The sequence below is a fragment of the Pantoea alhagi genome, assembly GCF_002101395.1.
Lineage (GTDB): Bacteria > Pseudomonadota > Gammaproteobacteria > Enterobacterales > Enterobacteriaceae > Mixta > Mixta alhagi.
Genome location: NZ_CP019706.1, coordinates 2,262,954 through 2,288,664 on the forward strand (window position 1 = coordinate 2,262,954; position 25,711 = coordinate 2,288,664).

Here is a 25,711-nt window from a genome sequence, read left to right on the forward strand (position 1 = left end):
AAATTCAGGGAAAATAAGTTATTGAATAAAGCTTCTCTGTAAAAACTATTATTAACGACAGCAGGTTTAACCAAAGTTGTATGAAGTAAATATTAATTTCGTTTTCTTTAAATGAAACAGACGGGCCAGGACAGACGCATAGCAGAAAACAAGCGCCTTTTACGCTTAAAGCGGAACCGCATCAGAGGAATGATAACAGAACTGTACTTAAGTCAGGTGAGTCCGCTGTGTAAACGTTTACGCTGTGTTTTGGTGACCGAGAGCCGTTTAGCGTAACAATGATTTTGTGCGCGTCAGGGAAGGATAAGCCGCAGAATCAAGCTTTCTGGCAGCGTAGTGATAAATTAAATCCTTTACTCTTAGCGGCATGAAGCGCTTTTCCCAACGCATAGCAAACTTAAACGCAAATCAACCTGTTTAAGCTATACCAGATACGTCACAATTCCATTACTCTCAGGCTAATGTTTTGACGTCAACCTTAATTGATGCTTCAGCCTGCCAGGCGGAAACTTCCAGCTGTCGATTTTAATTAAATCACTATCAAGCCAGGAGGTTAGCCATGTTGTCTGAAGCATCGGCAGGCCGCGTCTGGGATACGCGTCGTACAGAGAAACAGCGACGCATCGCGTCTCTCTCTATCCCAGGTAAAGTTCTGCCCACTCATGATTTACCCACCGTTCTGGAAAAACTGATTGCCCCCGGCGACCGCGTGGTGCTGGAAGGGAATAACCAGAAACAGGCCGATTTTTTGTCCCGTATGCTGGCAGAGGTTAATCCGCAAAAGGTACACGATCTGCATATGATTATGCCGAGCGTCAGCCGCAGCGAGCATCTTGATATTTTTGAAAAGGGCATTGCCCGTAAGCTCGATTTCTCTTTCTCTGGCACGCAAAGCCTGCGCATTTCGCAGCTGCTGGAAGATGGTCAACTGGAAATCGGTGCTATCCACACTTACATCGAACTCTATGCCCGTCTGTATGTTGATCTGGTGCCGAACATAGCGCTGGTGGCGGGCTTCAAGGCTGACCGCCAGGGTAACCTTTATACCGGTCCCAGCACGGAAGATACGCCCGCGCTGGTCGAGGCCGCCGCTTTCCGTAACGGTATCGTTATCGCTCAGGTTAACGAGCTGGTGGATGACGTTAGCGATCTGCCGCGCGTCGATATTCCCGGCTCGTGGATCGATTACGTGGTGGTAGCCGATCAGCCTTTCTTTATTGAACCGCTGTTTACCCGCGATCCGCGCCTGATCAAACAGGAACATATCCTGATGGCAATGATGGCGATCAAAGGCATCTACGCTGAACATCAGGTGGAGTCGCTAAACCACGGTATTGGTTTCAATACCGCCGCTATCGAGCTGCTGTTGCCGACCTACGGCGAACAGTTAGGGCTGAGAGGCAAAATTTGTAAACACTGGACGCTGAACCCGCATCCGACATTGATTCCGGCTATTGAAAGCGGCTGGGTAGAAAGCATTCACAGCTTCGGTAGCGAACTGGGCATGGAAAATTACATTGCCGCGCGTCCCGACATCTTCTTTACCGGCTCGGACGGTTCGATGCGATCCAACCGCGCCATGTGTCAGCTGGCCGGTCAGTACGCGGTGGATATGTTTATTGGCTCAACGCTACAGGTGGACGGCTACGCCAACTCCTCAACCGTGACCCGTGGCCGTCTTTCCGGCTTCGGCGGCGCGCCGAACATGGGTCACGATCCCCATGGCCGTCGCCACGCCACACCGGCCTGGCTGGCAATGATCGACAAGCCCGATCCCATGGTGCGCGGCCGCAAACTGGTGGTGCAGATGGTGGAAACCTTCCAGGCAGGCGGCAAGCCTACTTTCGTCGAGAAGCTGGATGCCGTTGACGTGGCGAAAGCCTCCTCAATGCCACTGGCACCGGTAATGATTTACGGCGAAGACGTGACTCATGTTCTCACCGAAGAAGGTATCGCTTACCTCTACCGCGCCGAGTCGATGGAAGAACGTCGGGCGATGGTAGCTGCGGTAGCCGGGATTACCGATATCGGCCTGGGCGTCGATGCTCAACGCGTAGCGAAGCTGCGTCAGGAAGGCAAAATTGCCTGGCCGGAAGATTTAGGGATTCGACGTAGCGAAGCCAACCGTTCTCTGCTGGCCGCAGGTAGCGTAGCGGATCTGGTGGAATGGTCCGGCGGTCTCTATAACCCACCGGCTAAATTCCGGAGCTGGTAATGGCTACCCAACCGCAACTCTCACCGCAGCGTGCCGAAACGCTGGCTTTACGGCTGGCGGAACAGGCCAGGGTCGCTCTGATCGCCGAGGCGCGTTTAACGCCGAAGCCGGGGCTGGTTGACGGGCGCGGCAGCGGGGCGCATCAGGATTTAAATCTGGCGCTGATGGAGCGATCCGCCTGCGCGCTGAAGCCAACCTTTTATGCGCTGGCGCTGCACAGCTGGCTGCGTCCAGCGGATGTTGCGTTGCGTCAGCAGGTTGGCGAACTGGGCCGCGTTGGCGAAGCGCAAATGATGGCCGCTACGCGGGGCGTCAATACCCATCGTGGCGCGATCTGGGCGCTGGGACTGTTGGTCAGCGGCGCGGCGATGCTGGATGGCAAAGCGGAGGCCACAGCCATTTGTCAGGCCGCCGCCGTGCTGGCGCGCCTGCCTGACGATCGCGCGCCGCGCACCTTCAGCAAAGGGTTGCGGGCAACGCAGCGTTATCGGGTTCCCGGTGCGCGTGAAGAGGCGCAGCAGGCTTTTCCGCATATTTCCCGGCTCGCGCTACCTCAGCTCCGTCGCAGCCGTGCGGCTGGCGCAGCGGAAGCGGAGGCGCGCATTGACGCTCTGATGGCGATCATGACCTCGCTAAGCGATACCTGCGTGCTGTCACGCGCCGGTCTGACCGGCCTGCAGGCGATGCAGCAGGGCGCACAGCAGGTGCTGGACGCTGGCGGCTGTGCAACCCTCGCCGGACGCCAGGCGCTGGCGCGTCTCGATGCCGCTATGCTGCAGCTCAATGCTTCGCCAGGCGGAGCAGCCGATCTGCTGGCGGCCACGCTGTTTCTCGATGGTATTTGCTTACCTACAGATTGAGGATGTTATGGAACAAATCACACTTTCTTATCCCGCCACTCGCACGCTGTATGGACGTGCGCTGGCTGGTGTTGTGGGCTCCGGTGATATGGAAGCCCTGTTTGTCGCCGATCAAGGCGAAAGACTGGAAGTCAGCATCACCACTTCCATCGTCAATTTTGAAGCACGCTGGCGGGCGCTGTTTGACCGTCTCAGCACGCTTACCGAACTACCGGCAGGTCAACTGACGATTCATGATTTTGGCGCTACGCCAGGCGTCGCGCGTATTCGTATCGAACAGGTATTTGAGGAGGCGGCCAATGCGTAACGACAGCAGTTTTATTGAGCTGCGGGCGCGTGAGCGCGCACGTCTGTTGCTGGATGAAGGGTCTTACCGCGAACTGCTTGATCCGTTCGACGGCGTGATGTCGCCGTGGCTGCCGATGCAGGGCATTGTGCCACAGGCCGATGACGGCATGGTGGTGGCCAAAGGCACCATAGAGGGCAAGCCCACGGTGGTGATCGCCATCGAAGGTACCTTCCAGGGCGGCAGTATGGGGGAAGTCTCCGGCGCGAAAATGGCAGCGGCGTTAGAGCTGGCGGCGGAAGATCATCGCCGTGGCGTGCCGACGCAGGCGGTACTTTGCCTGGAAACGGGCGGCGTACGTTTGCAGGAAGCTAACCTGGGGCTGGCAGCGATCGCCGATATTCACGCGGCAATCGTTGATTTACGCCGCTATACCCCGGTGGTTGGCGTTATTGCCGGCACCGTTGGCTGCTTTGGCGGGATGTCGATTGCCGCTGGCCTGTGCAGCTCGCTGATTGTTACCCGTGAAGCGCGCCTGGGGCTGAACGGCCCGCAGGTTATCGAACAGGAAGCGGGTATTGATGAATATGACTCGCGCGATCGTCCATTTATCTGGCGCATGACCGGCGGCGAAGCACGCTATCGCAGCGGGCTGGCTGACGTACTGGTCAATGATGGCGTACACGCGGTGAAAGATGCGGTGACTAAAGCACTGGCGCGTGGCGTTCCGGCGCGGCACCGCACCGATAACTATCAGGCCATGCTGGCACGTCTGAACAAGGTGGATACCACTCAGCAGCCGGAAAGCGAACAAATTCAACAATTTTTTGCGGGGGATGCGTTATGAAAACCAACAGTCGTGGCGAGATTTGGCTAACGCTGCTGAGTCAGGACGCGCCGCGTTTAGGCGGTCTCTGTCCGTCGGTCCAGGCGGCGGATGCCGAACTGGACGGTGAAAGCGTGCGTTATATCGCCGTAGTACCAGACGAAAACAACCATTTCCCGCGTGCTGCGGGCGGGGAAGTCGGCCTGCTTGAAGGCTGGACGCTGGCGAAGGTGGTGCAGGAAACCATCGCTGCCGATGAGCAGTCGGAGCATAAACGCCCTATCGTGGCAGTGATTGATGTGCCGAGCCAGGCCTATGGGCGTCGTGAAGAAGCCTTTGGCATCCATCAGGCGCTGGCAGCTTCGGCGGCGGCCTGGGCGCAGGCGCGTCTGGCGGGCCATCCGGTTATCGGTCTGATCGTCGGCAAAGCGATGTCCGGCGCGTTTCTGGCGCACGGCTATCAGGCAAACCGGCTGATCGCCTTCAACGATCCTGGCGTCATGATCCATGCAATGGGACAGGCATCAGCGGCGCGTATCACCCTGCGTAGCGTAGAAGCGCTGATCGAGCTGGCCTCTACCGTGCCGCCGATGGCCTACGACGTTAAAAACTTCCAGACGCTGGGCATTCTCGATGAGATGCTGAACATCGCTAAACCCGATGCCCCGGGCGAGCAGGAAAAACAGCAGGTGACCGAGTCGCTGATTCGCGCCATCAAAGATGCGCGTGCGGGCGATCGCACCCTGAAGCATCGTCTACGTGGCGATAACCGCCGCAGCTCTGCGCTGGTGCGCGAATGTATGCGCGCGCACTGGTAATCATGTTAAGACAAACCTGCCAGGTCGATAGTGATGGGCACCTGTTGCCCATCCACATAATGAGTAGCCTGTAAAAATAATAAACCATCGCACCTGTGCTAATTACAACTCCTTGTTATACAGGTGAAATATGACATATATCATTCTCCACGCACTTGCTCCTATATTCATCATTATGCTGTTAGGCTTTATGGCCGGTAAGGCAAAAATGGTGGATAACAAGAACGTTGCTTTACTGAATATCTTTGTGATGGATTTTGCGCTGCCGGCGGCGCTGTTTAGCGCCACCGTGCAGACGCCCTGGAGCGGCATTGTTGAACAGATGCCGTTGGTGGTGGTGTTGACGCTGGCAATGTGGATCACCTACGCCGCTATCTACTTTATTTGCATTAAGTGGTTCCATAAGTCGCCGCAGGACGCCGCCGTGCTGACGCTGACGGTTGCACTGCCGAACTATGCCGCGCTGGGTCTGCCGATTCTGGGCAGCGTCCTGGGCGAGTCAGGCAGCACTTCGCTTTCGGTTGCGGTCTCTATCGCCTGCGGCTCGGTGCTGATGACGCCTTTCTGTCTGCTGATTCTGGAACGTGAAAAAGCGCGTACGGCAGGTACGGTGCAGGGCTCGTCGCTGACCATGCTGCCGGTTTTGATGTGGCGCTCGGTGAAAAAGCCGATCGTCTGGGGGCCGCTGCTGGGCGTGGTGCTGTCGGCGCTGGGTATTCATATGCCTGATTTGGTGCTGACGGCGATTAAACCGCTGGGCCTGGCCGCTACTGCCGCCGCGCTGTTCCTGACCGGTCTGATCCTGTCGGCGCGTCAGCTGAAGCTGAATGGTGCGGTTGCGCTCTCCAGCGTCACTAAACTGCTGATCCAGCCGCTGATCGCCTGGGCGCTGGTACTGATGATGGGCCTGCACGGTTCACTGGCGATTACGGCAATTCTGATGATCGCGCTCTCTGCCGGCTTTTTCGGCGTGGTGTTTGGCAACCGGTTTGGCGTGCAGTCTCCCGATGCGGAAGCCGCCTTGCTGATTAGCTCAGTGCTCTGTATCGTCACGCTGCCGTTATTTATCTCTTTAACCGCAGGAATGTAATTGATGTTACCGCGCCCCCACGACCTTATCTGGCTTAACGATCCGCAGGCGCTGACAGGCGAACTGCCTGAGTGGGTCGCACAGCAGTGGCAGCCTGCGCTGCCGCTGGTGGTGCGCCGCGACTGGCACCCGGATGGGCTTATCGCCGTGGGGATCCGTGGCATGGGGCGTGAACGGCGTGCCGCCGCCTGGCTTGCTGCCGGGGCCATTGCGCGCCGCGTGACGCCGGAATCGCTGGTGGATCTCCCGCAGCTGCTGCGTTCCCCTTTTGTTTCGCAGCCTCCGGTGCAGGCAACGATCCTGCTGGCGCAGCAGTCATGGCCATGGCAGTGGGGCGTGACCGGCAGTTGCGGTTATGCGCTGGCGACCGATGTGCCGGTATTGCACAGCGGCAGCGATCTCGATCTGCTGATCCGCGCACCGCAGCCGCTGCCGCCAACCGCGTTTCAGCGCTGGCAGCAGCAGGTGACGCGCCTGCTGTGCCGGGCAGATACCCAGGTGGAAACGCCCAACGGCGCTTTTGCCCTTAATGAGTGGCTGCGCGACGGAAGGGCGCTGCTAAAAACCAACCGGGGGCCGCGGCTGGTTAGCGATCCCTGGCAGGCAAAAATGGAGGATCCGGACTGATGAAAATTTTGTTTATGTTTCCCGGGCAGGGGCCGCAGCGGGTGGGCATGCTTCAGGGGTTGCCGGATGGCGAGCGCCTGTTGCAGGAAGCCAGCGTGGCGCTAAACGAAGATGCCTCTCAACTGGACAGTGAGCAGGCGCTACGTCATACCCGCGCCGTTCAGCTTTGCCTGCTGATTGCCGGGGTCGCCTGGGCGCGTGAACTGGCGCGCCAGGGTCTGGAGCCAGATATGGTTAGCGGTCTGTCCATTGGCGCTTTTCCGGCGGCGGTGGTAGCCGGGGCGCTCGACTTTGACGATGCGCTGCGGCTGGTGGCGCTGCGCGGTGAACTGATGGAACAGGCTTATCCGTCCGGCTATGGCCTGACGGCGATTACCGGCCTGCGCCAGCGCGAGATTGAACCGTTGCTGGGTGATTGCTACCTGGCGAACATTAATGCGGCTCAGCAAATGGTGATTGCTGGCAGCGAAGCGGCGATGCAGAAGGTGGCGCAACAGGCGGTGGCGCACGGCGCGCAGAAAGTGCACCGACTGGCGGTGAGCGTGCCCTCGCACTGCGCATTGCTGGACGAACCGGCGCGGCAGCTGGCGCAGGCCTTTACGCAGGTTACCCTGACGCGTCCGCGCTGTGCTTATCTCAGCGGCAGCAGCGCGCGTTTGCTGTGGCAGCCGCCACAGATCGCTGACGATTTGGCAATGAATATGGCGCGCACCGTGCGCTGGCATGAGGCAATGGAAGCGGCCAACGAACGCGACGTGGGACTGGCGATCGAAATGCCACCCGGTGCGGTGTTGACCGGACTGGCGCGTGAACCGCTGGCGCGCGGTGATGCGCTGTCGCTGGAGCAGGCGGGCGTCGCACTGGTGCTCAGGCTGGCGGCTCAGGCACGCGCTCAGCGTTAGCCAGCACCTCGCGGGCGTACATTCGCCCCTCGGCCACCAGCGCCAGCAGATTGGGATCGTGTTCGCGATTACGATCGAACACGATAGCGATCAACTGGCGCATCTGGTACGGCTCCGCCAGCGGCAGCAGCTGTACGCTGTTTTCATACACCCGCCGCATTCTGCCCGGCACCAGCGCAAAGCCAACGCCTGCCTGCACCAGACTCAACATGGAAAAAATATCGTTTACCCGCATCACAATATTGGCATCAAAACCTGCCACGCCGAACGCCTCCTGGAAGCCGTGAAAAGTGGCAAATCCCTCGGCCAGTGAAACAAACTTTTCCTGACGGTAATTCCGTAAGTCAGCACTGCCCCCTTCATTCAGCCTGGCCTCGGCAGGGGCGGCGAGATAAATATTATCCTCAAACAGCGGCAGCACCTCATGTCGCCGGGTGTCGATCTGGCTGTCATTTACCGACAGTAAAATCGCATCCAGCTCGCCCAGCTGAAGTTTTTCCAGCAGCAGCTGGTTAGAACCCATCGTCAGATCCAGTTCCAGATCGGGACGGCGCAGTTTCATGCCCATAATCAGGCGCGGCACGGTTTCCAGCGTCAGCGAATAGAGGGTGCCGATGCGCATCCGTTTCTGACCCAGTCCGGCCTTCTGCCGCGCGTCGATAATCCCTTTCTCCATGATATCCACCGCCCCCTGCGCATATTCAAGCAGGGTATGGGCGGCGGCCAGCGGCTTCAGGCTGCGGCCCTGATGGATAAACAGCGGACAACGTACATTCTCTTCCAGCGTATGCAGCGCGCGGTGCACGCTAACGTTACTTAAATCCAGCTGTTCGGCGGTACGGGCAATATTGCCGCTGGCCATAAAGGCGATAAAGATTTCCAGTTTGCGAAAGCTAATATCAGCATCAATTTTCATGCGGAGCCTTGTCTGGTCAATAAATTAGTGAAAACCGGAACAGCATAACGTGTTTAACAAGGCGGAATTTTGATTTCCTCAGTGAATGGTTATAGACGACAGACGGCGAAAAAGCCCGAACCGGCGAACGGGTCGGGCGGAGAGGCAGAAAGCCGTTACCAGCCGGAGGGCAGCAGATTAAACAGCGAGGCGATGGCATAGATCGCACTGGCGAGATAGAGCAGCACGATGACGCTTTTGATGATCGGATGGGTCAGCCATGCGCGGCATTGCCAGCTCGGCTGCATATCGCCCTGTTTTCGGGCATTTTGTAAAATCAGCATCGGCATAATCGACAGCACCACGCCGCTAAATACGCCAGCGATATAGAGCGCGTTGACAAAGGATACCAGCCCGCTATAGGCCAGCAGAAACGGCGGAAGCACCACCAGCAGCATCGCCATCAGCCGCTGACGCGCCGCGCTATCCACCTGCCAGTTAAAACGATCGCCGATATTGGTCAGTAAACTGCCGCCCAGCCCCCAGTAAGAAGTAAGCATGGCGAACAGGGCAAAAATATTAGCGGAGAAAAAGGCCCAGTTACCCAGTGCTTCGCCCCAGCTGAGCGTCGCGACCTCAGAGACATTCGCCAGGCCGTTAAGGGCAATAACCGACAGCGGCACCAGCGCCAGCAGAACAAAGGTTATGGCCATGCCGGTAACGATCGCTTTCGGTAGCTGTTCCGGCTTATTACTGAAGCCCCGCGCCATCTCCGGCACGATGTACTGCGCAGAGAAGCAGAAAACCACCACGTTAAATACCGGGATCATATAAAGCCAGTTGCCTTCCAGCAGATGCGCCAGTTGGGTGACCGGCTGCAGAAAGGTGGCACCAACCAGCAACAGCAGCATCAGCACCATACAGATACAGATCACTTTTTCGCTGCGGCCGATCGCCTTCAGGCCGAGCCAGAGCACGCCCGCTGCGGGCAGGAAAAAGAGCAGGCTGCCCAGCGAAGGCGGCAATCCCAGCAGCGACTGCAGCAGCCGGCCGCTGCCGCTCATATAGGCGGTTAGCGCGCCCAGCGAGTTAACACATACGGAAGCGAACATCAGCCAGCTGCCGGGGCGACCCACATAGCGGCGAGCCAGGCCGCTCAGTTGCAGGTGCGCGCGGGTGCGCAGCGTGGCTTCCGCCACGTAAAGCATCGTTACGGTGGTAAACAGACCCACCACCACCAGCCAGAACAGCAGCGGCATAAAGCCCGCCTTGCGGGCGGCGTAGGCGATAGAAAGCACGCCCGCGCCGATATTGGTGCCGACAATCATCGCCACGCCTTCCACAAAGCTTAGCGGTTTGGCCTTTACGCCTGTAGCGCGCGCGGTGGCCGTTTTGGCGGATGCGGGCCAGGATGTTTCGTATGACATGGGAACTCCTTAGTGCGCTCAGGCGCCTGGTGAAGAGATGTCCATACAGAGATATTTGCTTTCCAGATATTCATCGATCCCCGCCTGCGAGCCTTCGCGACCCAGGCCGGAGTGTTTGATACCGCCGAAAGGGGCGATTTCATTGGAGATCTGCCCGGTATTCACGCCGACCATGCCATACTCCAGCGCCTCGCTGACGCGCCACTGGCGGGAGGCATTTTGCGTAAAGAGATAGGCGGCCAGACCGAATTCAGTGTCGTTCGCCATGGCGATCGCTTCTGCTTCACTCTCGAAGCGGAACAGCGCTGCCAGCGGGCCAAAGGTCTCTTCACGCGCCACGCGCATCTGCTGCGTAACATGGGTTAACAGCGTGGGCTGAAAGAAGCTGCCGCCGCGCGCGTCGCGACCGCCGCCGAGCCGCAGCGTGGCGCCTTTGGAACAGGCATCGTCAATGTGGCTCTGCACTTTGGCAACGGCGGTATCGTCAATCAGCGGCCCCTGCGTTACGCCGGGCTGGCGACCATCGCCCACCTGCAGTTCACCGATCGCCTGCGCCAGCCGTTCGCTTAATGCCTGATAGATCCCGCTCTGCACGTAAATACGATTGGCGCAGACGCAGGTCTGGCCGCTATTGCGGAATTTACTGAGCATAATGCCCTGTACCGCCTGCTCCAGATCCGCATCGTCAAACACCAGCACCGGCGCGTTGCCACCCAGCTCCAGCGAGAGCTTTTTCACCGTCGGCGCGCACTGTGCCATCAACAGGCGGCCCACCTCCGTCGAGCCGGTAAAGCTCAGCTTGCGTACGCTGTCGCTGGCGCAGAGCGCCTGGCCAACGTTCACCGCGTCGCCACAGAGGATCAGCAGCAGATCCGCAGGCAATCCCGCTTCAGCCGCCAGCGTCGCCAGCGCAAATGTGGTCAGCGGCGTCTGTTCGGCGGGCTTAACCAGCATGGAACAGCCAGCGGCCAGCGCGGGCGCAACTTTGCGGGTGATCATCGCGGCGGGAAAATTCCACGGCGTAATAGCGGCGCAAACGCCCACCGGCTGTTTCAGCACCAGCAGACGCTGTTGCGGCAGTGGAGAGGGCAGAATGGCACCATCGGTGCGCCGCGCCTGTTCAGCAAACCAGCGAATAAAGGAAGCGGCGTAGCCAATCTCGCCTCGCGCCTCCGCCAACGGTTTGCCCTGTTCGGCGGTCAACAGCTGCGCCAGCGGTTCCTGCTGCTGCTGTATTCGTTGATACCAGCCCATCAACAGGTCGGCGCGGGCGGTTGCCGTTTGTTGCTGCCACCGGCGCTGCGCCCCGACAGAGCGGGCAATCGCCGCGTTAACCGCTGTCGCGTCGTGGGTTTTAACCCAGGCCAGCGGCTCACGCGTTGCCGCATCGGTTACCGCCAGCCAGTTGCTGCTTTGCGGCGTCAGGCTAACGTCAGGATGATCGAGCAGTGCTTTTAGCGGGGCGTTAATCATGCCTGCGCCTCCAGCGCCTGACGCAGCAGCGTCAGCGCACGACGGAAAGTGGTTTCCTCAATGGTTAGCGGATAAAGAAAACGGATGACATTGCCATGCTGACCGCAGGTCAGCAGCAGCAGCCCCTGCGCCATCGCGTGCTGCTGCACCGAACGCGCCAGTTCGGCATTCGGCTGGCCGTTGGCATCGGCAAACTCAACGGCGACCATGGAACCACGCGCGCGGATTTGCGCTATCGCGGGCAGGGCGCGCTGGGCCTGTTGCAACACCTCTACCAGTTCAGCGCCCAGCTGCGTGGCACGCTGGCACAGCTGCTCTTCATCAATCACGTCGAGAACCACATGCGCCGCCGCGATGGCCAGCGGGTTACCGGCGTAAGTGCCGCCAAGGCCGCCCGGCGCTGGCGCATCCATGATTTCGGCACGGCCGGAAACCGCCGATAGCGGCAAACCGCCCGCCAGGCTTTTCGCCATGGTAATCAGATCCGCTTTGACCCCGTAGTGTTCCATGGCGAACAGCTTGCCGGTGCGGGCAAAGCCGCTTTGCACTTCATCGGCAATCAACAAAATACCGTGTCGATCGCAGCACTCGCGCAGGCGCTGGAAAAAATCGGCAGGGGCGATATGGAAACCACCTTCGCCCTGAACCGGCTCCAGCACAATGGCGGCAACATCCTGTGGCGCGATATCCTGGCTGAAAATCGCGTCCAGGCTGGCCATCGCATCGTCAACGCTGATGCCACGCAGTTCCACAGGATAGCGTGCATGGAATACCGCGGCAGGCATCGGCCCAAAATCCCGCTTATACGGCGCCACTTTGCCGGTCATCGCCATGGTCATAAAGGTGCGGCCGTGAAACGCGCCGCCAAAAGTAATAATGCCGTGGCGGCCGGTGCTGGCGCGGGCGATTTTCACTGCGTTTTCTACCGCTTCCGCGCCGGTGGTAAAGAAAGCGGTTTTTGCCGGGCCGTTAACCGGCACCCGCTGGTTCAGGCGTTCCGCCAGCGCCACATAGCTCTCATAAGGAACAATCTGGTAAGCGGTATGAGTAAAATGCGCCAGTTGCTCTGTGACTGCAGCAATCACTTTCGGATGGCGATGACCGGTATTCAGTACCGCAATCCCGGCGGCGAAATCGATATATTCGTTTCCTTCCACATCCCACAGCGTGGCGTTTTCCGCCCGCGCGGCAAACCATGAGCACATAACGCCGACGCCGCGTGGGGTAGCCTGCTGTTTGCGCTCGTTCAGTGCCGCATTCTTTATGTCCATAGCGTTACCTCATTGTTATCGTTTGTTTACAAAAGGGGCCTAATCACGTTTATTTAGCGGGGAGCCACTGTCGGTGACGAGAGCCATTTGAGAACAACAGGAGGGAGCCAATTGCACAGCCTGTATGGAGATCACCTTTTGCAGCGTCTGCAGCAGGAGACCGAAGGCGCGTTGCATCAGCGTCTGTTCCGCTGTTTGCGTAGCGCGATCGTTGAAGGCGTATTGCCGCCGCACAGCCGCCTGCCTGCTTCTCGCGATCTGGCGCGTGAGCTGGCGGTATCGCGTAATACGGTGCTTAACGCTTATGAACATTTGCTGGCTGAAGGGTATGTGCAGGCGCGTACCGGCAGTGGCACCTGGGTTGCCGGTACGCTGCCGGACAGCTGCCTGAATGCGGGCGGTAAGCCGCTCCCGGCCCCGGAAGTGCCGTTTTCACCGGTTAAGCTTTCCGCACGTGGTACGGCGTTGTTGGGCTATGCCAGCGCATCGCCGCATCAGTGGGGCGCTTTTGTGCCTGGCGTCCCGGACGTGACCGCATTTCCACATGCGCAGTTCAGCCGCATTCAGGCGCGCCTGAACCGTCAGCCAGAAGTCAATCGCCTGACCTACAGCAGCGCCGGGGGCTGCGAGGCGTTACGCGCCGCGCTGGCGGACTACCTGCGTGTGGCGAGATCGGTGCGTTGCGAGGCCGATCAGATCCTGATCACCGAAGGGATCCATCAGGCGGTGGATCTGGTGTCGCGGTTGCTGTGCGACAATGGCGATCGGGTGTGGATCGAGGAACCCGGCTATTGGGGAACACGCAATCTGCTGCGTATTAACGGACTCAAGCCGGTGCCGATGCGGGTGGATGAAGAGGGCATCGTGCCGGTTAACGATCGGCTGGCGCCACGGCTGGTATTTGTTACGCCTTCGCATCAATATCCGCTGGGCGCGCATCTGAGCCTGGCGCGCCGTCGCCAACTGCTGGCGCTGGCGCGCCAGCACGGCAGCTGGATTGTGGAAGATGATTACGACAGTGAGTTTCGCTTCTCCGGTCAGCCTTTTCCGGCGCTGCAGGGGCTGGAGCCAGACGCGCCGGTGATTTACATGGGCACCTTCAGTAAAACGCTCTATCCGGCGCTGCGCATTGGCTATCTGGTGGTGCCAAAGGCGCTGGTTCATCCGCTGCGTATTGCGGCAGCAGAGCTTTATCGCGGCGGTCATCTGCTGATCCAGCGGGCGCTGGCGGAATTTATCCGCGAAGGCCATTACGTTGCGCATATTCGGCGAATGCGCCTGCTGTATGGCAAGCGCCGTGCTTTTCTGATCGGCCTGATCCAGCGCTACCTCGGTGAGAGCTTTATCCGTGAATTCAATCATGACGCCGGGCTGCATTTAGTGCTTAATCTGCCCGAGAGATGCGACGATGTAAGCATTGCCGCCAGCGCGCTCCGGCGCGGAGTGAAGGTGCGGGCGCTGTCGCAATATTATATGCAGGGCCAGACGCGTCGCGGGCTGCTGCTGGGATTTGCCTGTGTAGAAGAGAAGAATATGCTGCCAGCCTTTAACACGCTGCGCCAAATCCTCACCGAGTATGGAATTACCCACACAGGAAATCTGGCTTAATTCTTTTGTTAAGATTATTTCAACAATAAGTAGCTGAAAAATTTATCAACCTTGCCGATATGTATGGCAACAGTTTGCCCGACAGCTTTGTTTCGGGAGAATTGATAAATTTTTCTTTAGCGTAGCGCTGGTCAGCCAGCGACACTACGTTGCCATCGCCAACCCACCCAAATCTCTTATTTGGGCAGCCATCGGGCAACAGGATGAACGAGAATCCAGATACACTTTATCGGCTACTGGTGCAAAGCGTAATCGATTACGCGATCTACATGATCAAACCCGACGGCACCATTGCCAACTGGAACACGGGCGCTAAGCATATCAAAGGCTATTCGCCGGAAGATATCATCGGTAAAAACATCGCCATTTTTTATGATAAAGCTGAACAGTTAAAAGGGGTTCCGGCCAACAATCTGGTTATTGCCGCCAGCCAGGGTCGGCTGGAGACAGAAGGCTGGCGCTATCGCCATGATGGCAGCGCGTTCTGGGCACACGTAGTGATCGACGCCATTTATGCTGACGATCGCACGCTGATGGGATTTGCGGTGATTACCCGCGATTGTACCCAACAGCAGGCGCAGCTTAGCCAGCAGCGCGAGCAGCAGGAAAGATTCCGTCTGCTGGTTGAGGGCGTTACGGATTACGCTATCTATATGCTTGATATTGATGGGGTGGTGGTGAACTGGAACGCTGGCGCTCAGCGTGCCAAAGGCTATACGGCGGATGAGATTGTCGGCAAACACTTCTCCACTTTCTACAGCCTGCAGGAACGCATGGCCTATATTCCGGAAAAAAATCTTCAGACCGCTTTTCGCACCGGCCGTTTTGAAGATGAAGGCTGGCGCTATCGTAAAGATGGCAGCGCTTTTTGGGCACATGTGATTATTGACGCCATCCATGATGATAACGGCAAGCTGATCGGCTATACAAAAATCACCCGCGACTGCACCGAGCAGCGTGAACTACAACGCGAGCGGCGCGCAGAAGAGGAAAAATTCTGGCTGCTGGTGGAGAGCGTCACCGATTACGCCATTTATATGCTGGATCCGGGCGGTCACGTCGTGAACTGGAACACGGGCGCCCAACGTGCCAAAGGCTATACGGCACAGGAGATCCTTGGTCAGCATTTTTCGCTGTTTTACAGTTCGCAGGATCGTCAGAACAAGACGCCGATGACCAACCTGAATATTGCGCGCACCACAGGCCGCTTTGAGGATCAGGGCTGGCGCTATCGTAAAGATGGCAGCGCGTTCTGGGCGCATGTGGTGATCGACGCCATTCACGACGAGAACGGTAAGCTTATAGGCTACGCCAAAATTACCCGCGATATTACTGAGCGGCGTGAATATGAGCAGCAAATCCTGCGCGCCAAAGATCTGGCTGAAGCGCAGAGTGAACGTATGACCGCCATGTCGCGCTTTCTCGATACCATCATCAGCAGCATTCCTTCCTGCGTGCTGGTAGAAGATGCCGTTTCACGTGAGTTCCTGCTGGTGAACCGCAAGGCCGAGCAGCTGTTTGGCGTTGAGAAAAACAGTATGCAAGGGAAAAAGCCGCATGAGTGTCTGCCGCCGGAGCTGAGCGACTACTTTAACGTGCTGGCGGATGCGGCCTTGCGTAGCGAAAGGATCCATCAAAGCGAACGTCAGCTGATTACCGCAAGCGGCGAGCGCATTCTGCATACCCGGGCGGCCACGGTTCGCGGCGGCGATGCGCGTACCCAATATGTGATGCTGATTGTCGATGACGTCACCGATCAGCGCGCCGCCGATGCGCGAATTCATCATATGGCGCATCACGATTATCTGACCAGCCTGCCCAACCGCATTCTGTTTCGTCAGCGGCTAAACGACGCGTTGCGTCAGGGCGAGCGGCAAACGGCGGCGCTCTGTCTTGACCTGGATAACTTCAAAAACGTTAACGATGCGCTGGGGCATCAAATGGGTGACGAGCTGCTGCGCGTGATCGCCAAGCGCCTGCGTGCCGTGCTGAATGAGCAGGATACGCTGGCGCGCATCGGGGGGGATGAGTTTGCCATTGTGCTGCCCGGTCTGAGCAACCAGCAGGAAGCGAGCATGGTGGCGCAGCGATTAATCGAGATAGTGCGTCCGCCAATCAATGTGGACGGACATAATCTGTCGGTGGGGCTGAGCATCGGCATTGCCTTTGCCGATGCCGAGCTGGCTTCACCTGAGCAGCTATTGCGCTGTGCCGATATGGCGCTGTATGAAGCCAAGCGCAACGGGCGTAACCGCTATGAATATTTTACTCAGGAGATGGATGTTCAGGCGCGGGCGCGACGCAGCATGGAAAACGATCTGCGCGAGGCGATCACCGAAAATCAGATGCGGCTCTATTATCAGCCGATCACCAACAGCGAGCAGCATGCGATTATCGGCTACGAGGCGCTGATGCGCTGGCATCATCCCTCAAAAGGGCTGATTATGCCGGCTGAATTTATTCCGCTGGCGGAAGAGACCGGGCTGATCCATAGCCTTGGCGCATGGGCCCTGTATGAAGCGTGCCATGAGGCAAAAAAATGGGCGGGCGGGCAAACGGTATCGGTTAATCTCTCTCCGGTGCAGTTTAAAAACAGCACGCTGATTTCACTGGTCGAAGGCGCGCTGCGTGAGTCAGGACTGGAGCCGTGGCGGCTGGAGGTGGAGATCACCGAGTCGGTACTACTGAATGATACGCTGGGCAATATTCGCACTTTGCAAAACCTGAAGGCGCTGGGCGTGCTGATTGCGCTGGACGATTTCGGGACTGGCTACTCTTCGTTAAGCTACCTGCGCTCGTTCCCGTTTGATAAAATCAAAATCGACCGTTCGTTTATCAATGATATGAGCGACAGCCGTGAAGCGTTAGCGATTATCCGTGCGATTACCGGCATGAGCCGCAGCCTGGATATTCAGATCACTGCTGAAGGCGTGGAGAGTCGTGAGCAGTTCGATAAGCTGAAGGAGGAGGGATGTACGCTGTTTCAGGGGTACTTCTTTGGCCGACCGCAGCCGTCTGAACTGCGGTTAACGGTGCTGTAATTGCTGCCCCGACGCGGCGATTCGCGTCGGGGCAGTCATAAATCAAGCGGATGGACCGTGGCTTTCACCATCCATTTTCGCCAGATCTTTATCCACAAAGAACAGGCCTTTACCGCTGTTGCCTACCAGCGCCAGCTTATCCAGCACCGATTTAAACAGTTTCTCTTCTTCATGCTGTTCCGCAACGTACCACTGCAGGAAATGGAAAGTTGAGTAATCCTGGGTGGTCATCGCCGCATGCGCCAGTTCATTGATTTTACGGGTAATCAGCTGTTCATGCTCATAAGTTTGCTCAAACACGTCTGCTAAAGAGTTAAAAGCCACTGGCGGTGCAGCAATGCTGCCTAACACCGGCATCGCGCCGGTATCGCTGAGGTAATCAAACAGGCGCTGCATATGCTCCATCTCTTCACGCGAATGAGATTTCAGAAAGGCCGCTGCGCCTTCAAAACCTTTGTCGCTGCACCAGGCGCTCATTTGCAGATAAAGGTTTGCAGAATAGAACTCCAGGTTGAGCTGCTCGTTTAAACGCGCGGTCATGTCATTGGTCAGCATAGTGATTCCTCAGAATAGGGGGCAGATGAAAAGTGTTATGCTGAATTATGCAGCAAAGCTGCTGAAAGGAGTACGCTTTTTTGCTTTTAATTTACTGATTTTAAAGATAATTAATTCACTATCTGAATGCGGCTTATTCGCATTTTCAGCCGCATTTGCCACGCTTGCCGTTGCGCTGATGCTGCTTTCACGCCGTATAACGATGCTGGAGTGGTAAGGACGCGGATGCTGGAAAACGGCGGCGGGCACCTGTCCCACCGCCTGAATCAGATTGATGACAGTCCGGACAATTACGCTTCTTTTAGCGTCTCGGCGACATGGCTGATGGCACTGACGACTTCGGCTGCACTGTGACGGATTTCAGCGATCACTTCTCCCGCTTCCTGCGCCAGCTCCACGCCGCGATCGGCGCGCTGAAGATTGGCTTCGATGCCGGTCAGCGCTTTATTCGCCAGCTGATTATTATCCCGCACCATTTTTTCAATCTCGTTGGTGGCCTGGTTAATATTTGCCGCCAGAGAGCGCACTTCATTGGCTACCACGGCGAAGCTGCGTCCGTGCGCACCGGCGCGAGCGGCTTCAATCGCGGCATTCAGCGCCAGAAGGTTGGTTTGGCTGGCGATATTGCGGATGGTTTCCACAATCAGGCCGATACGATCTGACTGAGCGCTCAGGCTGGAAATATCGCCGGAAATGCCGTGAAGCTCGCTCGCCAGCCCGTTGATATTCTGCACGCTGCTTTCCACTACGGTTGCGCCGAGGCGCGTGCTTTCATCAGTACGTCGCGCGGTTTCATAGGCCTGATGCGCCGCGTCGCGCTCCAGCTGACTTTTTTCCACCTGCGCGGTGACGTTAGAAGCGAACTTAACGATCTTATACAGCCGGCCCTCTTCATCAAAAACCGGGTTATAGGTGGCGCGCAGCCACAGCGGACGGCCCTGTTTATCAATACGACGAAACAGGCCGGAAATAAAATCGCCCTGGTTAAGCTTCTGCCAGAATTTTTTGTATTCCGCGCTGTTACGTAGCTCAGAGGTACAGAACATTCGGTGGTGTTGCCCAACCACCTCCTGTTCACGGTAGCCGGTAGTTTGCAGGAAATTTGCGTTAACCTTCAGCACTTCTCCTTCAAGGTTAAATGTAATCACCGCCATTGAACGATCGATGGCTGCGGTCATAGCACGTTGCTCCTGGGCCTCCAGAACATCAGAGGTGATATCTGAAGCCAGCTTGATGATTTTCACTACTTTGCCGCGACGATTGCGCACCGGGACATAGTTAGCCTCCAGCCAGACCGGATGCCCCTGTTTGTCCAGGCGCAAAAATTTATTGCTGAAGCTCTCGCCACGCTGTAACCGCTGCCAGAAAGAGAGATATTGCGGCGAGTTAATCAGATCTTCCGGGCAAAACATCCGGTGATGTTTTCCGGCGATCTCATTGAGACGGTAGCCCATCCGCTGCAGAAAAAGATCGTTGGCGGAGAGAATGGTGCCGTCGGGCCTGAACTCAATGATCGCGATTGCCTGATTTAATGAGGCAAGGGTGGCCGCTCCTCGCGGCTGTAATGCAAAACGAGAAGCAATTCCTGATGCAATAGTACTGAACATGGTGAACCTTTATTGTGTTATGGGGGATTCACCGCGGATTATCGGCCCGGAAGGGTAAAAGTTAAGCAAAGGGAGGCGGGCCGGGGGCCTTTTTATGCCTGTTATTACCTATTGCTGCAAAAGAGCGCAATCAGTCAAAATTTAGTGAAAAGCATTTGACGAGTTCGGGGCTTTACGGTTTAATGCGCCCCGTTGCCCGGATAGCTCAGTCGGTAGAGCAGGGGATTGAAAATCCCCGTGTCCTTGGTTCGATTCCGAGTCCGGGCACCACTTCTTCCAGACCCTCGCTGAAAAGCGGGGGTCTTTGCTTTTCAGGAAGCGAAATTATTATCAAACACTGTTTGAGGGCCGCCAGCCGCCAGATATTTACGCCTCCCGAATCCATTCACCACAGTTTAAACCCCGTCCGCAGACAACATTTTTGCGCCATCCAGCCTGATACAACAGTGATGTGATAATAATCTATCGGCTTAGCTGTTTCTGTTGATCGTGCTTAATACCCGCAAGGTGAATTCAGGGTAAAAAGTCACCGTTTTGTAACCCACCGTGGCCGTTTATACCTTACCGATATTGTTGGTTATTCGTTATGTCAGGAAAACGCATCCAGCGAGAAAAGCGCACTATTGAGAAAATGATCGCCCTGTTTCAGGCTGATTGCCCGCAGGCCGATAATGATGCTGAACGTTACCGGTCGCTGTATCACTATGCGGTGAAGCGCCTGGACCGCTGCGCTTTTGGTGAAGAGAAGCCCGCCTGTAAACAGTGTCCGATTCACTGCTATCAGCCCGCAAAGCGCGCAGAGATGAAGCAAATCATGCGCTGGGCGGGACCGCGTATGCTGTGGCGTCATCCCATTCTTGCCATTCGTCACCTGATTGACGACCGGCGACCCGTGCCGCCGATCCCGGAAAAATATCAGCCAAAGAAAAAAGGGTAGCCTCTTTAGCGTGCAGGCCTGTTACCGGTCGCCCTGGCGAAACGCCCGACAGGCTTTATAAAAGGCCTGACCATATACAGGTCTCCCGTTATCGCTTTCAATGGGTTTGCTGCACCAGCAGCGCGGCCAGCGCATCGGCGTCAGCGAAGCCGCTTCCCACCGGACAGGTGATCAGCCGGGCTGGATAAGCTCGCGCCAGCTGCGGCAGGCAGGCGTCGTGAAAACGCTTCAGATCGAGAAAATAGTCCAGCGTATAGGCGGCCTCGCCTGGCCGACCACGCGCCATACAGCTGTCAAAGCAGGCCTGCGGGCAACGATCGATATAGAGCACCACATCGATCGGTGGATAGTCGCTCAGGCAGGTTTTGATCTGATAGTAATAATCCATATAGGCGGCGTCGGGGCGTTCGGTATGCAGGAAATTGGCGTGACAAAAAACCACGTCGCTGTAAAGCGAACGTTCAATTAAATAGTTGCCGTCGGGCAGATCTTTCAACAGCTGCTGGCGCATCCGGGTGATATAAAGCTGAAAGCGTATTCGGGCATCGGCGTCGCCGGGGCTGCTGATAAACGCCTGTAGCAGCGCCAAAAACTGCGGATCGCCATCTACCGGCTCTACCATAACCTGCCAGCTTTCGCCGCTCAACGCGGTAAGGCGTTCAGCCAGCGGCCCGATAAGCGAGCTTTTACCGGCAGCAATATTGGCTTCAATCGTAATTATCTTCATTCACTTCACCTGCCATACAGAAAATTGTTGCTGCTACCGTGCGGCATCAATGCCAAATAAGCGGCGCAGCACGTTGAAAATTCGTCTGCGTTGTGGAACAGCATAGCTTTCATTACGGGCAATCATCTCTTCAATACCGATTTCGCCCAGCAGTTCGCGCATCATATTTTCGCTGCTGACGCATTTTTCTACCTGACGCTGTAAATCATCATACCAGGGCATGGTTAGCTCCTTTATCAGTGAGTACAGCAGCCGTGGCGCTACTGTTATCTCCCTTATTGCAAGCTATATGCCATATGTAACCAACTGAATTTAAACAGGTAAATTAAATTGTACTGTCATTTTGATGCCACCGAAACCTGTCAAAATGACGCAGGCCTGTCATTTTGACGCGCTGCCGGATGATGAAAGCCAGCACGGTTAAGTTTGTTTAAACCCGCCTGCTACACTCGGTTCAGCGTAGTACGTCACTTAATCACTACTATCAAGGACACCACATCATGTCAGAGAACAATTATCAGCCGCCGAAGGTCTGGCAATGGGATCAGCAGGGTGCAGGAAGCTGGTCGAAAATAAACCGTCCGATTTCTGGCGCAACGCATGAGGCGGCTCTGCCGTTGGGTAAACATCCGTTGCAGCTTTACTCAATGGGAACGCCGAACGGGCAGAAAGTGACGATTCTGCTGGAGGAGCTGCTGGCGTTAGGTGAAAGCGGCGCGGAGTATGACGCGCATCTGATTCGTATCAGTGAAGGCGATCAGTTCTCCAGCGGCTTTGTTGCGGTTAATCCCAATTCCAAAATTCCGGCGCTGCTTGATCGCTCAGAAACGCCAGCAGTGCGCGTGTTTGAATCGGGCAATATTCTGGTTTATCTGGCGGAAAAATTTGGCCATTTCCTGCCGCAGGCGCGCGGCGCGCGCGCTGAAACCCTGAACTGGCTGTTCTGGCTGCAGGGTTCTGCGCCCTATATCGGCGGCGGCTTCGGTCATTTCTATCACTACGCGCCGGAAAAAATCGAGTACGCCATCAACCGCTTTGCGATGGAAGCCAAGCGCCAGCTGGATGTGCTGGATCGTCAGCTGGCTCAGCATCGCTATATTGCCGGGGAAGAGTACAGCATTGCCGATATGGCGATTTGGCCCTGGTATGGCGTGCTGGTACAGGGTGGTCTGTACGAGGCGGCAGAATTCCTTGATGCTGCTTCCTATAAAAACCTTCAGCGCTGGGCGCAGGAGATTGGTGAGCGGCCAGCCGTACAGCGCGGACGCATCGTTAACCGTACCTGGGGCGAGCAGTCGCTGCCAGAGCGCCACGATGCCACTGATTTCGACCAGTTTGGGCTGAATCAGGTACGCTAATCTGCAGCCACGGTGGAAAGCCGCCGTGGTTTTGCAGCCAATAAAATACTACTGTTAATTATTAACACCCCTCATTAGCGGCAAAGTGTTAATTATTCCCGGCGCACGGATTAGCTGATTAAATAATTAGAACGCATTAGCATTAATTCTAATAAACGGTTGGATTTAAAGTTACTTCTGTTTCATAAAATAATATTTTATCGAATGGTTAACTGCTTTTTTGTTTGAAGTTGCTGTTATTATTAACGGCTTAAATAAAAGTAACCATTAAAATGTCAGGCGGTAAGGCGGGGTATGACAGGGATGTTAATCTTTTCTTTTTGTAGCAGACGATCGTAAACTGGAAACTGTCGGAGTGAGAACAATCCAGTCTGGCTGGTTATATAATGATTGCAACTATCCATAATATTACGTATTTCCATTTTTAGTTTATGTGAAAATGCGCCCGTTTTAATCTGGCAGGAGGGGTGAAAATAATGGCCGTAATGAATCCGTCATTGTTTTTTCTTTTCATGCTATTAAATGAGGTGGGCTATGAGTGGAAAGTTTCAGCATATTATAAACAGCCAGGCGTTATTTACCGCGCTGCGTCGCGATCTGCATCAGCATCCTGAAATTGGGCTGGAAGAGTTGCGCACCAGCAGTATTGTTGCTGATAAATTACGCTCCTGGGGTTATCAGGTGCATCGCGGCATGGCGAAAACCGGCGTGGTGGGCACGCTGAAAGTGGGCCACGGCGATAAAACGCTGGGCCTGCGGGCGGATATGGATGCGCTGCCGATGCAGGAGCAGACCGGCAAATCCTGGAGCAGCCGGACAGAAGGAAAATTCCACGGCTGCGGGCATGACGGCCATACGGCAACGCTGCTGTGCGCGGCGGAGTATCTGGCGAAAACGCAGAACTTTCGCGGCACGCTGCATCTCATATTTCAGCCGGGCGAAGAGCTGCTCTATGGCGGCAAACTGATGCTGGAAGATGGGCTGTTTCAGCAGTTTCCCTGCGATGCGATCTATGCACTGCACAATATGCCGGGCTTAAAAAAGGGGCATTTTTACTTTAAAACCGGTGCCATGATGGCTTCGTCAGATACGTTGCATATTGAGGTAAGCGGTAAGGGGGGCCACGGCGCTTTCCCGGAAAAAAGCATCGACGCCACGCTGGTGGCCTGCCAGATTGTGCTGGCGCTGCAAACGGTGGTTTCGCGCAACGTCTCGCCATTCTCTCCCGCCGTGATTACCGTTGGCAGCCTCTGCTCAGGCGAAGCGCCTAATATTATCAATGCCAGCGCCATGCTGAAGCTGAGCGTACGCGCACTGGATAATAAGGTGCGGCAGCAGTTGCTTAAACGCATCGGCGATATCGCTCACGGACAGGCGCAAAGCTTTGGCGCGAAGGTAAATATCGATCATATTAACGGCAGCCCGGTATTGATTAACGACCCTGAGGCAACGGCGTTCGCCATCAACGTTGCGCGCGAGCTGGTTGGCGAAAGCCGGGTCTGCACCAATACCGCGCCGGTCATGGGCAGCGAAGATTTCGCCTTTATGCTGACGGAAAATCCGCACGGCAGCTATCTGTTCCTGGGCGCAGGCGACGAACCGGAAAGATGCATGGTGCATCATCCAGGCTACGACTTTAACGATGAACTGATTGTTCCGGGCGCAATGTTTTTTAGCCATCTTGCAGAGTGCTTTTTAAATTAAATATCGGTTGAGCATTATTCGTTTTGCGTTGAACGTCGCGTAAATGCTGACAGGGAAATATAAAACAGAGGGGATCCGAATGTCTGCAACAGAAATAAAACAGATTAAATCTGTAGCGTATCAGGGAAGCGGTCGGTTAATTATCGGAATTATGGCTGGGGTGCTGACATTTTGGTTGTTTGCCCAGTCGGTGGTGAATATCGTTCCGGCTATTCAGCAGGATGTTGCTATTCCTCTGGGATCGTTAAATTTAGCTATTAGCCTGACGGGACTTTTTTCCGGCTGCTTTATTGTGGTGGCGGGCGGCTTTGCCGATCGTTTTGGTCGGGTTAAAATGACCCAGCTGGGTTTTATATTAAGTATTATTGGCTGCCTGTGTCTGATTATGGCGCAAAATAGCCTGCTGTTTGCCGCAGGGCGAATTATTCAGGGGCTGTCCGCCGCCTGTATTATGCCCGCCACGCTGGCGTTAATAAAAACCTGCTATCAGGACGCGGCGCGGCAACGGGCGCTGAGCTACTGGTCGATCGGCTCCTGGGGCGGTTCCGGCCTTTGCTCGCTGGCAGGCGGCGCGATAGCCACCTACTGGGGCTGGAAATGGGTGTTTATTCTGTCGATCCTCTTTGCGCTGGCGGGCATGCTGCTGATCCGCGGCACGCCGGAAAGCAAGGTTAATACCACCGTTTCCCATCGCTTTGACTATTTTGGCCTGTTTACCTTTGTGGTGATGCTTATTTGCCTGAACTGGGCGATTACCAAAGGCAACGCCTTTGGCTGGACCAGCAGTCCGATCCTGATCCCCGCCTTTATATTTTTGCTGGCGGCAGCGCTGTTTTTTACCGGCGCACGGCGTAAAAAGAGCGCCAGCTTTATCGATTTCGCACTGTTCAGGCAACGTGCCTGGAGTGGGGCGACGCTCTCTAACTTTTTACTCAACGCCGTGGCCGGTACGCTGATTGTCGCCAGCATCTATGTGCAACAGGGGCGAGGATTCAGCGCCTTTCAGTCCGGTATGTTAACGCTGGGCTATCTGGTTGCTGTACTGGCAATGATCCGCGTCGGTGAAAAGCTGCTGCAAAAGGTGGGGGCGCGCAAGCCGATGCTGTGGGGCACCGCGATGACCGGCATCGGCGTGGCCTTGATGGCGCTAACGCAACTCCCTGACAGCACCTACGCGGCGGCGGTATTTATAGGTTATGTGCTGTTTGGTCTCGGGTTAGGCTTTTATGCCACTCCCTCCACCGATACCGCTATTTCCAGCGCGCCGGAGGATAAAATCGGCGTGGCGTCCGGTATCTATAAAATGGCCAGTTCGCTGGGCGGCGCCTTCGGCATTGCCATCTCCGCCTCGGTCTATGCCGCAGTGTTGCCGCTGGGCGCAGCAACCGCAGCGACCGCCGGGCTGCTGGTTAACGTCGCGTTTTGCGTTATTTCATTTATTACCATTGCGCTGATGGTGCCGCGCCAGGCAGGCAGCGCTTAGC

Annotated in this window: 23 protein-coding genes and 1 tRNA gene; 16 read left to right on the forward strand and 8 right to left on the reverse strand. The window is 56.3% G+C overall.

The genetic code is table 11. From position 1 onward, the window contains the following. The first annotated feature begins 559 nt into the window (after positions 1 to 559). The 8 genes from mdcA to mdcH all read left to right on the forward strand — a co-directional run bounded on the left by mdcA (position 560) and on the right by mdcH (position 7,624). Positions 560 to 2,215 (forward strand): malonate decarboxylase subunit alpha, encoded by a 1,656-nt coding sequence (gene mdcA, locus B1H58_RS10570; protein ID WP_085070104.1) that lies wholly within the window; start codon positions 560 to 562, stop codon positions 2,213 to 2,215. After that, positions 2,215 to 3,075 (forward strand): triphosphoribosyl-dephospho-CoA synthase, encoded by an 861-nt coding sequence (locus B1H58_RS10575; RefSeq protein ID WP_085070105.1) that lies wholly within the window; start codon positions 2,215 to 2,217, stop codon positions 3,073 to 3,075. Before mdcA ends, B1H58_RS10575 begins: the two co-directional genes overlap by 1 nt. 7 nt (positions 3,076 to 3,082) lie before the next feature. After that, positions 3,083 to 3,382 carry a malonate decarboxylase acyl carrier protein gene (mdcC, locus tag B1H58_RS10580; protein ID WP_085070106.1) on the forward strand — a complete coding sequence of 100 codons (300 nt, stop codon included), beginning with the start codon at positions 3,083 to 3,085 and terminating at the stop codon, positions 3,380 to 3,382. After that, entirely contained in the window at positions 3,375 to 4,208 is an 834-nt protein-coding gene (locus tag B1H58_RS10585) for a biotin-independent malonate decarboxylase subunit beta (RefSeq protein WP_085070107.1), read from the forward strand. The genes mdcC and B1H58_RS10585 overlap by 8 nt, the downstream gene beginning before the upstream one ends. Then, positions 4,205 to 5,005 (forward strand): biotin-independent malonate decarboxylase subunit gamma, encoded by an 801-nt coding sequence (gene mdcE / locus B1H58_RS10590; RefSeq protein ID WP_085070108.1) that lies wholly within the window; start codon positions 4,205 to 4,207, stop codon positions 5,003 to 5,005. The genes B1H58_RS10585 and mdcE overlap by 4 nt, the downstream gene beginning before the upstream one ends. A gap of 130 nt (positions 5,006 to 5,135) precedes the next feature. Further along, entirely contained in the window at positions 5,136 to 6,095 is a 960-nt protein-coding gene (locus B1H58_RS10595; RefSeq protein WP_085070109.1) for an AEC family transporter, read from the forward strand. A 3-nt stretch (positions 6,096 to 6,098) separates the two neighbouring features. Beyond that, positions 6,099 to 6,722, forward strand: coding sequence for a malonate decarboxylase holo-ACP synthase (locus tag B1H58_RS10600; protein WP_085070110.1), 624 nt, complete (start codon positions 6,099 to 6,101; stop codon positions 6,720 to 6,722). Continuing rightward, positions 6,722 to 7,624: a malonate decarboxylase subunit epsilon gene (mdcH, locus tag B1H58_RS10605; RefSeq protein ID WP_085070111.1), complete on the forward strand. Its 903-nt coding sequence runs from the start codon at positions 6,722 to 6,724 to the stop codon at positions 7,622 to 7,624. Before B1H58_RS10600 ends, mdcH begins: the two co-directional genes overlap by 1 nt. Here the strand turns inward: mdcH and B1H58_RS10610 are convergent. From B1H58_RS10610 to B1H58_RS10625, 4 genes are all read right to left on the reverse strand, one after another. Then, complete coding sequence (locus tag B1H58_RS10610; RefSeq protein ID WP_085070112.1) at positions 7,590 to 8,540, reverse strand: LysR family transcriptional regulator; 951 nt, start codon at positions 8,538 to 8,540, stop codon at positions 7,590 to 7,592. The genes mdcH and B1H58_RS10610 overlap by 35 nt on opposite strands. Before the next feature lie 155 nt (positions 8,541 to 8,695). Then, positions 8,696 to 9,946 carry an aromatic amino acid transport family protein gene (locus B1H58_RS10615; RefSeq protein WP_085070113.1) on the reverse strand — a complete coding sequence of 417 codons (1,251 nt, stop codon included), beginning with the start codon at positions 9,944 to 9,946 and terminating at the stop codon, positions 8,696 to 8,698. A gap of 18 nt (positions 9,947 to 9,964) precedes the next feature. Continuing rightward, positions 9,965 to 11,419, reverse strand: coding sequence for an NAD-dependent succinate-semialdehyde dehydrogenase (locus B1H58_RS10620; protein ID WP_085070114.1), 1,455 nt, complete (start codon positions 11,417 to 11,419; stop codon positions 9,965 to 9,967). Beyond that, positions 11,416 to 12,684 carry a 4-aminobutyrate--2-oxoglutarate transaminase gene (locus B1H58_RS10625; protein WP_085072286.1) on the reverse strand — a complete coding sequence of 423 codons (1,269 nt, stop codon included), beginning with the start codon at positions 12,682 to 12,684 and terminating at the stop codon, positions 11,416 to 11,418. The genes B1H58_RS10620 and B1H58_RS10625 overlap by 4 nt, the downstream gene beginning before the upstream one ends. Positions 12,685 to 12,801: 117 nt before the next feature. Between B1H58_RS10625 and pdxR the strand changes: the two genes are divergently transcribed. Continuing rightward, the gene (gene pdxR / locus B1H58_RS10630; protein WP_085070116.1) at positions 12,802 to 14,298 is read left to right on the forward strand and encodes a MocR-like pyridoxine biosynthesis transcription factor PdxR; all 1,497 of its coding nucleotides are present in this window, start codon (positions 12,802 to 12,804) and stop codon (positions 14,296 to 14,298) included. 203 nt (positions 14,299 to 14,501) lie between these two features. Continuing rightward, positions 14,502 to 17,339: a bifunctional diguanylate cyclase/phosphodiesterase gene (locus tag B1H58_RS10635; RefSeq protein ID WP_085070118.1), complete on the forward strand. Its 2,838-nt coding sequence runs from the start codon at positions 14,502 to 14,504 to the stop codon at positions 17,337 to 17,339. A gap of 42 nt (positions 17,340 to 17,381) precedes the next feature. Here B1H58_RS10635 and ftnA read toward each other — a convergent pair whose 3' ends face one another. After that, a complete protein-coding gene (gene ftnA / locus B1H58_RS10640) occupies positions 17,382 to 17,894 on the reverse strand; it encodes a non-heme ferritin (RefSeq protein ID WP_085070119.1) in 513 nt (170 codons plus the stop codon). On the opposite strand from ftnA, the gene B1H58_RS10645 reads away from it, so the two are divergent. Further along, entirely contained in the window at positions 17,878 to 18,111 is a 234-nt protein-coding gene (locus B1H58_RS10645; RefSeq protein ID WP_167373285.1) for a hypothetical protein, read from the forward strand. The genes ftnA and B1H58_RS10645 overlap by 17 nt on opposite strands. A 73-nt stretch (positions 18,112 to 18,184) precedes the next feature. Here B1H58_RS10645 and B1H58_RS10650 read toward each other — a convergent pair whose 3' ends face one another. Beyond that, positions 18,185 to 19,501: a methyl-accepting chemotaxis protein gene (locus B1H58_RS10650; RefSeq protein ID WP_085070123.1), complete on the reverse strand. Its 1,317-nt coding sequence runs from the start codon at positions 19,499 to 19,501 to the stop codon at positions 18,185 to 18,187. 194 nt (positions 19,502 to 19,695) lie between these two features. Here B1H58_RS10650 and B1H58_RS10655 point away from each other — a divergent pair. Together B1H58_RS10655 and B1H58_RS10660 are read left to right on the forward strand one after the other, a co-directional pair. Next, positions 19,696 to 19,771: transfer RNA gene (locus tag B1H58_RS10655), tRNA-Phe, on the forward strand. Between the two features lie 316 nt (positions 19,772 to 20,087). Then, positions 20,088 to 20,438, forward strand: coding sequence for a nitrous oxide-stimulated promoter family protein (locus B1H58_RS10660; protein ID WP_085070125.1), 351 nt, complete (start codon positions 20,088 to 20,090; stop codon positions 20,436 to 20,438). A 97-nt stretch (positions 20,439 to 20,535) separates the two neighbouring features. Here B1H58_RS10660 and B1H58_RS10665 read toward each other — a convergent pair whose 3' ends face one another. Both B1H58_RS10665 and B1H58_RS10670 read right to left on the reverse strand, forming a co-directional pair. Then, entirely contained in the window at positions 20,536 to 21,165 is a 630-nt protein-coding gene (locus tag B1H58_RS10665; protein ID WP_085070126.1) for a deoxynucleoside kinase, read from the reverse strand. Between the two features lie 33 nt (positions 21,166 to 21,198). Then, positions 21,199 to 21,387: a hypothetical protein gene (locus tag B1H58_RS10670; RefSeq protein ID WP_085070128.1), complete on the reverse strand. Its 189-nt coding sequence runs from the start codon at positions 21,385 to 21,387 to the stop codon at positions 21,199 to 21,201. A gap of 278 nt (positions 21,388 to 21,665) precedes the next feature. On the opposite strand from B1H58_RS10670, the gene yghU reads away from it, so the two are divergent. The 3 genes from yghU (at position 21,666) to B1H58_RS10685 (ending at position 25,710) form a co-directional block, all read left to right on the forward strand. Further along, on the forward strand, positions 21,666 to 22,523 hold the full coding sequence (yghU, locus tag B1H58_RS10675; RefSeq protein WP_085070130.1) for a glutathione-dependent disulfide-bond oxidoreductase: 858 nt from the start codon (positions 21,666 to 21,668) through the stop codon (positions 22,521 to 22,523). 534 nt (positions 22,524 to 23,057) lie between these two features. Further along, positions 23,058 to 24,227, forward strand: coding sequence for a M20 aminoacylase family protein (locus B1H58_RS10680; protein ID WP_085070132.1), 1,170 nt, complete (start codon positions 23,058 to 23,060; stop codon positions 24,225 to 24,227). Positions 24,228 to 24,306: 79 nt separating this feature from the next. Continuing rightward, the gene (locus B1H58_RS10685; RefSeq protein ID WP_157130166.1) at positions 24,307 to 25,710 is read left to right on the forward strand and encodes an MFS transporter; all 1,404 of its coding nucleotides are present in this window, start codon (positions 24,307 to 24,309) and stop codon (positions 25,708 to 25,710) included. Position 25,711 lies beyond the last annotated feature (1 nt).

Excerpts from the sequence above, each read along its gene's own strand:
- mdcA (WP_085070104.1), top strand. The coding sequence starts at position 560 with ATGTTGTCTGAAGCATCGGCAGGCCGCGTCTGGGATACGCGTCGTACA.
- B1H58_RS10575 (WP_085070105.1), top strand. The coding sequence starts at position 2,215 with ATGGCTACCCAACCGCAACTCTCACCGCAGCGTGCCGAAACGCTGGCT.
- mdcC (WP_085070106.1), top strand. The coding sequence starts at position 3,083 with ATGGAACAAATCACACTTTCTTATCCCGCCACTCGCACGCTGTATGGA.
- B1H58_RS10585 (WP_085070107.1), top strand. The coding sequence starts at position 3,375 with ATGCGTAACGACAGCAGTTTTATTGAGCTGCGGGCGCGTGAGCGCGCA.
- mdcE (WP_085070108.1), top strand. The coding sequence starts at position 4,205 with ATGAAAACCAACAGTCGTGGCGAGATTTGGCTAACGCTGCTGAGTCAG.
- B1H58_RS10595 (WP_085070109.1), top strand. The coding sequence starts at position 5,136 with ATGACATATATCATTCTCCACGCACTTGCTCCTATATTCATCATTATG.
- B1H58_RS10600 (WP_085070110.1), top strand. The coding sequence starts at position 6,099 with ATGTTACCGCGCCCCCACGACCTTATCTGGCTTAACGATCCGCAGGCG.
- mdcH (WP_085070111.1), top strand. The coding sequence starts at position 6,722 with ATGAAAATTTTGTTTATGTTTCCCGGGCAGGGGCCGCAGCGGGTGGGC.
- B1H58_RS10610 (WP_085070112.1), bottom strand. The coding sequence starts at position 8,540 with ATGAAAATTGATGCTGATATTAGCTTTCGCAAACTGGAAATCTTTATC.
- B1H58_RS10615 (WP_085070113.1), bottom strand. The coding sequence starts at position 9,946 with ATGTCATACGAAACATCCTGGCCCGCATCCGCCAAAACGGCCACCGCG.
- B1H58_RS10620 (WP_085070114.1), bottom strand. The coding sequence starts at position 11,419 with ATGATTAACGCCCCGCTAAAAGCACTGCTCGATCATCCTGACGTTAGC.
- B1H58_RS10635 (WP_085070118.1), top strand. The coding sequence starts at position 14,502 with ATGAACGAGAATCCAGATACACTTTATCGGCTACTGGTGCAAAGCGTA.
- B1H58_RS10645 (WP_167373285.1), top strand. The coding sequence starts at position 17,878 with ATGTCATTGGTCAGCATAGTGATTCCTCAGAATAGGGGGCAGATGAAA.
- ftnA (WP_085070119.1), bottom strand. The coding sequence starts at position 17,894 with ATGCTGACCAATGACATGACCGCGCGTTTAAACGAGCAGCTCAACCTG.
- B1H58_RS10650 (WP_085070123.1), bottom strand. The coding sequence starts at position 19,501 with ATGTTCAGTACTATTGCATCAGGAATTGCTTCTCGTTTTGCATTACAG.
- B1H58_RS10660 (WP_085070125.1), top strand. The coding sequence starts at position 20,088 with ATGTCAGGAAAACGCATCCAGCGAGAAAAGCGCACTATTGAGAAAATG.
- B1H58_RS10665 (WP_085070126.1), bottom strand. The coding sequence starts at position 21,165 with ATGAAGATAATTACGATTGAAGCCAATATTGCTGCCGGTAAAAGCTCG.
- B1H58_RS10670 (WP_085070128.1), bottom strand. The coding sequence starts at position 21,387 with ATGCCCTGGTATGATGATTTACAGCGTCAGGTAGAAAAATGCGTCAGC.
- yghU (WP_085070130.1), top strand. The coding sequence starts at position 21,666 with ATGTCAGAGAACAATTATCAGCCGCCGAAGGTCTGGCAATGGGATCAG.
- B1H58_RS10680 (WP_085070132.1), top strand. The coding sequence starts at position 23,058 with ATGAGTGGAAAGTTTCAGCATATTATAAACAGCCAGGCGTTATTTACC.
- B1H58_RS10685 (WP_157130166.1), top strand. The coding sequence starts at position 24,307 with ATGTCTGCAACAGAAATAAAACAGATTAAATCTGTAGCGTATCAGGGA.